7 protein-coding genes and 3 pseudogenes are annotated in these 8,677 nt (G+C 48.1%); 5 read left to right on the forward strand and 5 right to left on the reverse strand.

Annotated elements, in window-relative coordinates; all coding sequences use genetic code 11:
• Window positions 1–311, forward strand: a pseudogene (locus K6T64_RS15585) (IS66 family transposase); the annotation flags it as partial.
• 93 nt (window positions 312–404) lie between these two features.
• On the opposite strand, the pseudogene K6T64_RS15590 reads toward K6T64_RS15585, so the two are convergent.
• A pseudogene (locus K6T64_RS15590) lies at window positions 405–1,013 on the reverse strand (DUF6431 domain-containing protein); the annotation flags it as partial.
• 350 nt (window positions 1,014–1,363) lie between these two features.
• Between K6T64_RS15590 and K6T64_RS15595 the strand changes: the two are divergent.
• The gene (locus tag K6T64_RS15595) at window positions 1,364–2,221 is read left to right on the forward strand and encodes a toll/interleukin-1 receptor domain-containing protein (RefSeq protein WP_288010978.1); all 858 of its coding nucleotides are present in this window, start codon (window positions 1,364–1,366) and stop codon (window positions 2,219–2,221) included.
• Window positions 2,222–2,544: 323 nt separating this feature from the next.
• Window positions 2,545–3,795, forward strand: a complete 1,251-nt coding sequence (locus K6T64_RS15600) for a TRAFs-binding domain-containing protein (protein ID WP_353737832.1) — start codon at window positions 2,545–2,547, stop codon at window positions 3,793–3,795.
• On the opposite strand, the pseudogene K6T64_RS16940 reads toward K6T64_RS15600, so the two are convergent.
• Window positions 3,792–3,953 (reverse strand): annotated as a pseudogene (locus tag K6T64_RS16940) (hypothetical protein); the annotation flags it as partial. The gene K6T64_RS15600 and the pseudogene K6T64_RS16940 overlap by 4 nt on opposite strands.
• 352 nt (window positions 3,954–4,305) lie before the next feature.
• On the opposite strand from K6T64_RS16940, the gene K6T64_RS15605 reads away from it, so the two are divergent.
• On the forward strand, window positions 4,306–5,847 hold the full coding sequence (locus tag K6T64_RS15605; RefSeq protein ID WP_288010982.1) for an anti-phage protein: 1,542 nt from the start codon (window positions 4,306–4,308) through the stop codon (window positions 5,845–5,847).
• A 576-nt stretch (window positions 5,848–6,423) separates the two neighbouring features.
• On the opposite strand, the gene K6T64_RS15610 is transcribed toward K6T64_RS15605, so the two are convergent.
• Window positions 6,424–6,588: a transposase domain-containing protein gene (locus K6T64_RS15610; RefSeq protein WP_483306156.1), complete on the reverse strand. Its 165-nt coding sequence runs from the start codon at window positions 6,586–6,588 to the stop codon at window positions 6,424–6,426.
• A gap of 96 nt (window positions 6,589–6,684) precedes the next feature.
• On the opposite strand from K6T64_RS15610, the gene K6T64_RS15615 reads away from it, so the two are divergent.
• Window positions 6,685–7,101 (forward strand): helix-turn-helix domain-containing protein, encoded by a 417-nt coding sequence (locus tag K6T64_RS15615; protein WP_288010983.1) that lies wholly within the window; start codon window positions 6,685–6,687, stop codon window positions 7,099–7,101.
• Between the two features lie 192 nt (window positions 7,102–7,293).
• Here the strand turns inward: K6T64_RS15615 and K6T64_RS15620 are convergent, their stop codons facing one another.
• Window positions 7,294–8,199, reverse strand: a complete 906-nt coding sequence (locus tag K6T64_RS15620; RefSeq protein WP_288010985.1) for an IS3 family transposase — start codon at window positions 8,197–8,199, stop codon at window positions 7,294–7,296.
• A gap of 17 nt (window positions 8,200–8,216) precedes the next feature.
• Window positions 8,217–8,513, reverse strand: a complete 297-nt coding sequence (locus K6T64_RS15625; protein WP_288010984.1) for a transposase — start codon at window positions 8,511–8,513, stop codon at window positions 8,217–8,219.
• Window positions 8,514–8,677: the final 164 nt, after the last annotated feature.

Here is an 8,677-nt window from a genome sequence, read left to right on the forward strand (position 1 = left end):
GAGGCGTTTTTGAAAGACGGGCGGTTGGAGATCGACAACAACCGGAGCGAGCGATCGATCAAGCCCTTTGTGATCGGCCGAAAGAACTGGTTATTCGCCAATACCCCGAAAGGGGCGAAGGCCAGCGCGACGGTGTACAGCATCGTGGAAACCGCCAAGGAAAACGGGCTGAATCCATTCGAATATCTTCGGTATCTGTTTGAACGATTGCCCAACGTGAAACCAACGATGCCGATATTTTGGATAGACTGTTGCCCTGGTCGCCCGATCTGCCGGAGTCTGTCCGCCGACGGCCATCCAGCGCCACGTAAACATTGAACTGAAGAGCAGGCCCCATCACCTGGGTCGGGTGGGGCCTATTTGGCGTGCCCAGAAAGCCTATAACCACCAGCCCCGTTTGACGCTTACGGATCTCCCGCGCCTTGGCCGCATCCAGACCTTCCACCAAGGGGCGACACCATCTGCTCCACTCGGACGCCAACTCCTCCGCTTTCTTCCAGTCTTTCAAGCCTTTCACCTCTTTCATGAGGGATTAGCTTGAAAGTAGCCGAGGGCGTCGAGGACAAACAGGCCGAACGGGTCTGTACCCACAAATTTGCATTGGCCATGGGGCGGACAGTTCGGGCCAGCCATCCGGAGGCATGCCCAACCAGCCGTCCGATCCGGCGGAGTGCAGACTGTAGACAAGTGGACGAGCTTTCCACAGGAAACCCGAAACGATGGACCAAGGCGTTCAGGCAGCCGACTGCGTAAGGCGCCCAAATGGCGAACCAGTGCCGCCAGCGGCGCAGTGTGGACTCCTCGACCCCGACAGGCTCCGCAGGCGGTTCACTCACCGCGGCCTCGATGCTGAGGGCCTCATGCCGTTTGTAAGGCACCAGGATGTCCGACAGCTCGTGATGGATCCGCCTGCAACGCCCACAACGAAGCCTGCGAATGATGAGCTGGATCTTCTCTCCTGAGGACCGGACACATCCACGACGCCGACTGCCAATCACGCCAAGCGCCCCCTCACAACACGGGCAGGGGACCGATTCTGCACTCCGAACAAAGAACCCCGTCTACACCTGTTTCAACGAGCTCAAAATCTGATACAATGATCACAGGTGATTGTGGTTGGGTACCTCTGTGGATACTGGGTGACAGCAGTATCCTTTCAAACGGAGGTACCCTTTCCTTTCCCAGACTTATGGACATTGTATCCGTCAATTTCTGGACCGGCAATCCCGTCAGCATTCAGCCATTATGGAATAGCGGTAACAGTGAAAGACCTGAAATTAGGCTCTAATGTCTCTTGGTGACGATCGAATTTTTTAATAGAATAATTAATGTGGTAGATTGAAGAGTTGAGTGGAGGGATTTTATGGATCTACAGCTAGACAGACATTTTGTGTGGGAATGCGATTATGGAGTTAGAAAGCCTGTCATTCCAGTGTTGCAGAGACTTCTTCGAGAGCAAGATGCATCTCAGTTACAAATGGTAAGTTTATTTGTTAATAATAATCCGTATAATTTAGAGTTTTTTATTGTAGTTAGCTATGAAGAGCCTATTACGGGACAAATAGAGACAATGAAAGAGTTGATGGGCAATGCAGGTCTCCGTTACAGACCTGATGTAACATTTCAGGAACTCTGCCATGAAATTGGTGGTAAGAGATTTCAAACAGTTGCACTGACGCATGAAGATCAAGTTGATGAGCTAATTAACAACTGCGGGTTATTTTGGTTCGCCGATAGAGAAACTGTAGCGAGACAAGTTTCAATGAATCCATTAGGGAATAAAATGCCCGTATTCATAAGTCATGCGACACGAAATACAACAGAAGTAGAAGACTTAATTCCATTTATTAATGGTGCTGGCTTACCAGTGTGGTTTCACAAAATTAGTATTGATTACGGTGAATCTCTGGTTGAGGCAATACAAAAGGGAATAAAGGATTCAGCTGCGGTCATTTTTTGGATTACAAAAGAATTTCTCAAATCAACTTGGTGCAATACAGAACTCAGAAATTTTCTAAACAGACACTCTGAACGGCGGGATGTACTTATCATGAGTGTTATTTCGGAGGATGTACCTAGAGAACATGTGCCATTATTCTTGAAAGAATTGAAATATTACCAGAGAAAGCATCAAGACACCCCGCAAAGCATTGCTAAGGAAATAATTCCTGCTCTAAAAAAATATATGGATAAGAGATGCGATATAGATAATTATTTTTGAACTGAAATTTTATGTGCACTCCAAATAAATATACCTTCCATTTCGTGGGGACTGAAGAAATGAGGACAAATCTTTTTCTAGGTAATCCCTAATATTCCTCAGTTAACCTGCTGAAACCTCAAGAAAAGGGGGGCCATCGTATGAGGATTAAGCCATTGGTCTTTGTAGCAATGCCTTTTGGTAGAAAGAAGGATCCAAGTGGAACTCTAGAGATCGACTTTGACGATATATACAAAAGAACCATTATTCCGGCTGTACAGGACGCAAATCTAGACGTTATCCGCGCCGACGAGGAACGCTTGGGTGGATTTATTCATGCCCCTATGTATGAGAGGTTGCTGTTGGCTGAAATCGTGATAGTGGACCTGACGCTGGCGAATCCAAATGTTTTTTATGAACTAGGGATTCGGCATGCCGCTCGTCCTTGGGCGACAATCATGATATTTAATCAGGATGCCTCTCTCCCTTTTGACGTTCGGCCATTGAGGGGTCTTCCATATCGACTTAATGAAGACGGCCGCATTGATGATGCAGGAATCGACGAATTCAGGAAGCGTTTAACTGAAAAACTCGTAGAAGCTCAGAAGGAGGAGATATGTGACAGTCCCCTGTTTCAATTGATTCCACAGTTTCCTGGAATACAGTTACCACATGAAGTGACAGAAAGCTTCCGAGATAGGGTAAAGTACATAGAAGCAACACGATTTGACATCGAGCGTGCGCGTTCTTTAGGCGACCTCAATGAGTTAATGGAAATCCAAAACAAGCTGAATCCTTTTAACGCAGCGCCTCCAGAATTGCTGATTGACCTCCTGTTAGCCTTCAGAGACCTGCAGGCATGGGGGAACATGATTCAGTTGTGCAGAAAGTTTCCAAAGTCTCTTCGGGAGCACCGGACAGTTCAGGAACAACTGTGTCTTGCGCTGAATAGGCGTAATGGTCCGGGAGATCGCAGTGAGGCAATCTATATTCTAAAAAGAGTAATTGATGTTTATGGGCCAAATCCAGAAACGTGTGGAATTTTAGCTCGCGTATACAAAGATATGTACTACGAAGCTCAAAACATGCAAAAATCTCCTCAAGCAATAGGCTTTCTCAATGAAGCAATTATGTGGTACAGACAGGGATTTGAGGCAGATCCGAGGGACTACTACCCGGGAATCAACCTGGCGATTCTCCTTGTTGAAAAAAGCGATGCTGAGGCACTTAATGAACTAAAAACTCTGATCCCGGTTCTTCACTTTGCAGTTGGACGCAGGGGGGGACTAAATTCACGAGACTATTGGGATATAGCGACTGTATTGCACTTAGCGGTTCTAGAACAAGATTGGTCTTTGGCAGATCGAGCGGTTCACAGGCTGTGTGCTGTAGTGACTCATTCGTGGATCATAGAAACAACCCTCAGTGATTTGCACAGACTTGAACAGGCAATGATACGCATTGGGAGAGATACTATACAGATTGGGAGAGTCATTTCAAAACTTGCCGAATTTCTAGCAGATCTGCAAAGTCGTCTAAATTTCCGGGACACGATACGCCATTGCACGGCTCGTCCACTGATCGGGAGATCCTGAGGCGACCGGATATACGGGCTGTGGATATTTTGTGACCGATGGTGACACTTTGGGCAGCGAGCCGCGCTTCGAACAGGAGTGAGCACGATTTCGAGGCGCGTGGGTTGGAATCGTACTTCCTTGACATGAAATCCGGGGAACAAACGTTTCTTAGCCATGCATCCTCACCGAGGATCAGCATACCACCTCCTGCGAGCGAAAGTTGTCGAAATGGGGTGTGAGGCCAAGGTGAAGAAGATCATGCCTCACCAAAAGTGCGGGAGAACCAATTCTACTTGACGATCAACAACCGGACGAAGGAGATGTATGAACTCGAGCAAGATGGTGATGCAACCGGTCTATCCCTGCTCCCGGATTTCTCTCAGGATTCGTACGGCTCTCCCGGTTACTCTCTCTTGTTGGATCAGTCGGCCGATGATCTGCCCAGAAGATCCTATATTAGGGAGGAATTCGACTCGATCAGGAAGAAGTATAGGTTGACAGATCTTACTCAAGAGGGCGGTGCTGCCGGTGAATCATTACAATCAATTATTGAAAACCCTTGGATTTACAGTGGATCCGTTTGCTAAAACTAATGCCGACGAAGAGGAAAAATTAGAGGACTACTTCATTGAGCCCCCCTTTTTTAGGGCAGTTAAGGGTGACATCACAACACCGAAGTCTACGGTTGTATTTGCGCCGATGGGGGCAGGAAAGACAGCTCTTAAAAGAAAAATTGAGTTAACTAGTGAACACGAGCCAATTTTGTGTTTGACTTATAACAAATTCAATACCCAAGGAATTCAGTTGAGTGATATTGACCAAGGGTATCACATGAGGAATATCGTTCGACTAGTGTTAGTCGGTGTTTTGGCACTGCTTAACAACGAGAATGTTGATAAGCTTACCACCGATGATCGTCATTATGTTTATCTTTTCGTGAACCAATATCTATCCGAAATTGAAAAATCCGAGATCAAAGATGCAGTGGCATCGGTCACCAATATTACTGACAAAGCCAAAGAGTGGTGGAATCGACTTCTTGGCCCGGTATCCTTCGGTATTAATATCTTGTTGAATGCAATTGGAATAAAAGGGAGTGAAATACGCGGATTTAGTCTTTCGGCAGGAAATTTAGGGAGTTATCGGGACCAATTAAGTATACTAAAGTCAATCGCACAAAAATTAGGGCGACCAAGCATCTATATTTTAATTGACAAGGTGGATGAAACGGAATTAACTGGAACGTCTACCACTACTTATCAGTTTATAAAACCAATTCTATTTGATTTGCAGACACTCGAGATGCCAGGAATTGCCTTCAAGTTCTTCCTTCGCGACTTTCTTCGTGATTATTATTTTGAAAATGGCCGCCCTGACCGCGTCAAGCCATATAGTTTATCTTGGACGACAGACCAGCTAATGACCATGCTTTCTAAACGTTTGCAGGCGTTTAGCGAAAAGCGGGTATCGTCGTTTTCGAGCATATGCAATCTACCAACGGAATTTCGGAATTACAACATTGATCGTATAATCGCTATGTTTGCTCAAGGTTCGCCACGAAATGTAATCCGTATTTGCAAAGATATTCTCGACTGTCAAAGTGAAATCGACTACTCAGCCAAAGCGATTTCGGTTGATGCAATTACTAATGGTTTGGAGGAATTTTCTAAAACATATAGTTTAGAGGTTGCTTTACGCAACATTAATGAGCTCCAAAAATTAACTCGGGTCGCGTTTTCCGTTAGCTATATTGCCAACGATATATACAAAGTGTCGACGCAAGCTGCGAACTCAAAAGTAAAAGTTTGGCGGGAAAAGGACATTATAGAACTACTTGGTACTGTTCCAGGAGGCAAGAAACGCCCGGTAAATTACTACGCTATAAAACACTTGCTTGTTGCAAAACATATTTTCAATAAGATTCCTGTCTTTGATTTTTTGGATAAAAAAGTTCGAGTTTGTACATGTGGGGAAGTATTGTTAAGGGATTGGGATGTAAACCACTCCCAATTGTGCCATCGCTGTCAAAAAATAGTTGATACTTATACAACAGAATCAGTACTAAGGTGAGTATCTCAAGTTTCGCACCCGATATGAACCTGTAGATCGTTGATTTCACAGGGTTTTTGAGTCATAGAGAAGCATAACATCCTCATCTTTTGGTAGACTGGAGTTAACCAGACCAGAACCTATGCAAAAGAAATGATCTTGCCTACATGATACGTGAATCTCAGCATCCAAATCAACTCCAATCTATGGTAATGGGATTCTTCAAAGAGTACCAGGTTGGGAAACTGCTTGTTAAGTCTGATATAAACGAGGCTGTCAAGTACCCGGCCCCGTGGTTTTTGTTTTTCCGTGAAGAGCCCGGCCCGAAGGCCTGTCCATCGTCGACGGTCGGCAGTCTGATATACGTGGATTGGTTACCACATGTCGTACCTCCGTCAGAAGGGCTGCCTCGGACTTAGCGACGTGCATCAGGATATCCTGGCACATAGATTTTACGAGGATTCCCTCTTTCCGGGGACGAGCCTTCAGGCCCGACCCTCGTAAGCGTCAAACGAGGCCGGTGGCTGTAGGCTTTTTGGGCACGCTAAATAGGCCCCACCCGACCCAGGTGATGGGTCCTGCTCTTCAGTTCGGTGTTTACGTGGCGCCGGATGGTCGACGGCGGACAGAGTCCGGCAGATCGGGCGACCAAGGCAACAGTCTATCCAAGACACTGGCATCGTTGATATCCACGTTGCGCAACCGCTCAAACAGGTACCGAAGATATTCGTAGAGAAGCCCGTTTTCCTTGGCGGTCTCCACGATGCTGTGTGAGGATCGGTGATAAAATCCCCATTAGGATCAGTTGAAAATTCCCCACTTTCGTTGCAGACTCTCTCCGCGGAGGAGAGAGGAATCATGATTCGAAATGGGGAGTTTTATATGATTCATGAGATGAGGCGAAGAGGCATGAGCATTACTCAGATTGCGGAGGAACTGGGGAGGGATCGCAAAACGATTCGGAAATGGTTAGAGAAAAGGGAACCGGAAAAGTACAGACGAACTGAACAGCCTCCAAGCAAGCTCGACCCATTTAAGGAGTATGTTCAGCAGCGAATGGAGGAGGGATGTGTGAATGCCAGAGTGATTTTAGAGGAGATCCGGGCACGTGGGTATACCGGGGGCATTACGGTGTTACGCCTGTTCATGCAGCCTCTGCGACCTGTGGTGAGAAGCAAAGCCACAGTCCGGTTTGAAACAGAACCTGGGTATCAGGCTCAGGTGGACTGGGGACAGTTCAGTGTACAGTGGCTGGAAGGCGGATTAACCCCTTAAGTTTGGACAAATGCTCCACCGTTCACGCTTATTCACGGGTTTTCTCTCGCCTTTGCCCTTGGGATCAAATGCCATCGTTCGTCGGGCCGTCAAGGGCCGCTGACGCTGGGCCCCCGGCCCCCCTTGACCGCCCTCCTCACGCTGGCCATTGGCCATTAAAGGCAAAGGCGACTTGTACGTGGGCCGGCCACGTCAGACTTTGACCAGACGCTTCGGTTGCAGCCCGGTTTCTTGGTGTTGCCGGTGAAACTCCACCGGGGACAGGTAATGAAGACTGGAATGAAGACGCTGGGTGTTATAAAGTTGGACGTAGTTCGCCACCGCCTCGTAAGCCTCCGCGTAACTGATAAACCCATGGATGGACAGGCATTCGTCCTCCAGCAAGCGGTGGTACGATTCGATATGGGCGTTCATATTGGGGGTTTTTGGCGGAATGCGCTCGTGTTCCACCCCTAACTGCTCACATTCCGATTCAAACAAATGACTGACAAACTGAGGGCCGTTGTCGGACCGAACGACGGGAAATGGCGGACGGTTGAGTTGACGGTTCCACAAGGCAGGCCGAAATGTTTCCGTGGCATGTCGGGCCTCACAGGTCAGTCCGATATGATACCCGACGATTTGACGGTCGTACACGTCCAGGTAGGACAGGACAAAGAAGAAGCGCTCTTCCCCAAGGATATATCTATATTTGATATCTACCTCCCACAGTTGATAGGGGGCGGTAATCATCCGGTTTTGAGCCAGTTTCCTGGGATATTTCGGGCGAATTCGCCGCTGCGGGCGCAAGACATCCAGCTCTTTGCACAGGCGATACATCTTCTTTTCGTTGATCACCAAGTCGTATTCCTGGCGCAACAGGTGGGTCAGCTTGCGGTAACCATAGGCGTATCCCTCTCCCGCGATCGTCTCCATGATCCACTCTTTGATTTGTTCGTCACTGATCTTCCGGCCCTCACGGGTCCACGAATAACCGGGGGCAGGCCGTCCGCCGGCTCTGGCGTGCGGTTTGGGCGTATGGGTGATCTGAAAGTAATACGTGGATCGAGAGACCCCCACAATGCGCAGCACGAGGCCCACGGGGTACCCGGCTGTGATCCACTTGTGCGCAACGGCTACTTGATCCGCAAGTGAGGGTTGGCTTTTTTTAGCAGGTCACGGAGAATGGCGATTTCCAGGTCCTTCTCGCCCAAGAGCTTTTTCAGTTGGGCGTTTTCCTTGTCGAGCTCCCGCTGTTCAGCCGGAGTCTGGGTTTTGAAGTTCCCTTTTCCGGCCTGGGCCTGGCGGACCCAGCGACCGACCACGCTATCATGGATGTTATGCTTGCGGGCCACGACCGAGGCATTGCCGACAGCGAGGACTTGCTCCACCACTTGGCGCTTGAACTCCTCCGAGTACTTGCGTCGTTCCATGTGAACAACCTCCTGCCCAGTATGATCTCATGATGACATGGTTAGCGGAGATTGTCCAATCCAATTTCGGGGCTTAAGAGTAACCTCCTACTAGTTTGCTTTTCACACTCTAGAAGACACGCACGGTAGCTCCCTCGTCAATTGGGGAGGGCCAAATTTACACC

The sequence above is a fragment of the Kyrpidia sp. genome, assembly GCF_023512215.1.
Lineage (GTDB): Bacteria > Bacillota > Bacilli > Kyrpidiales > Kyrpidiaceae > Kyrpidia > Kyrpidia spormannii.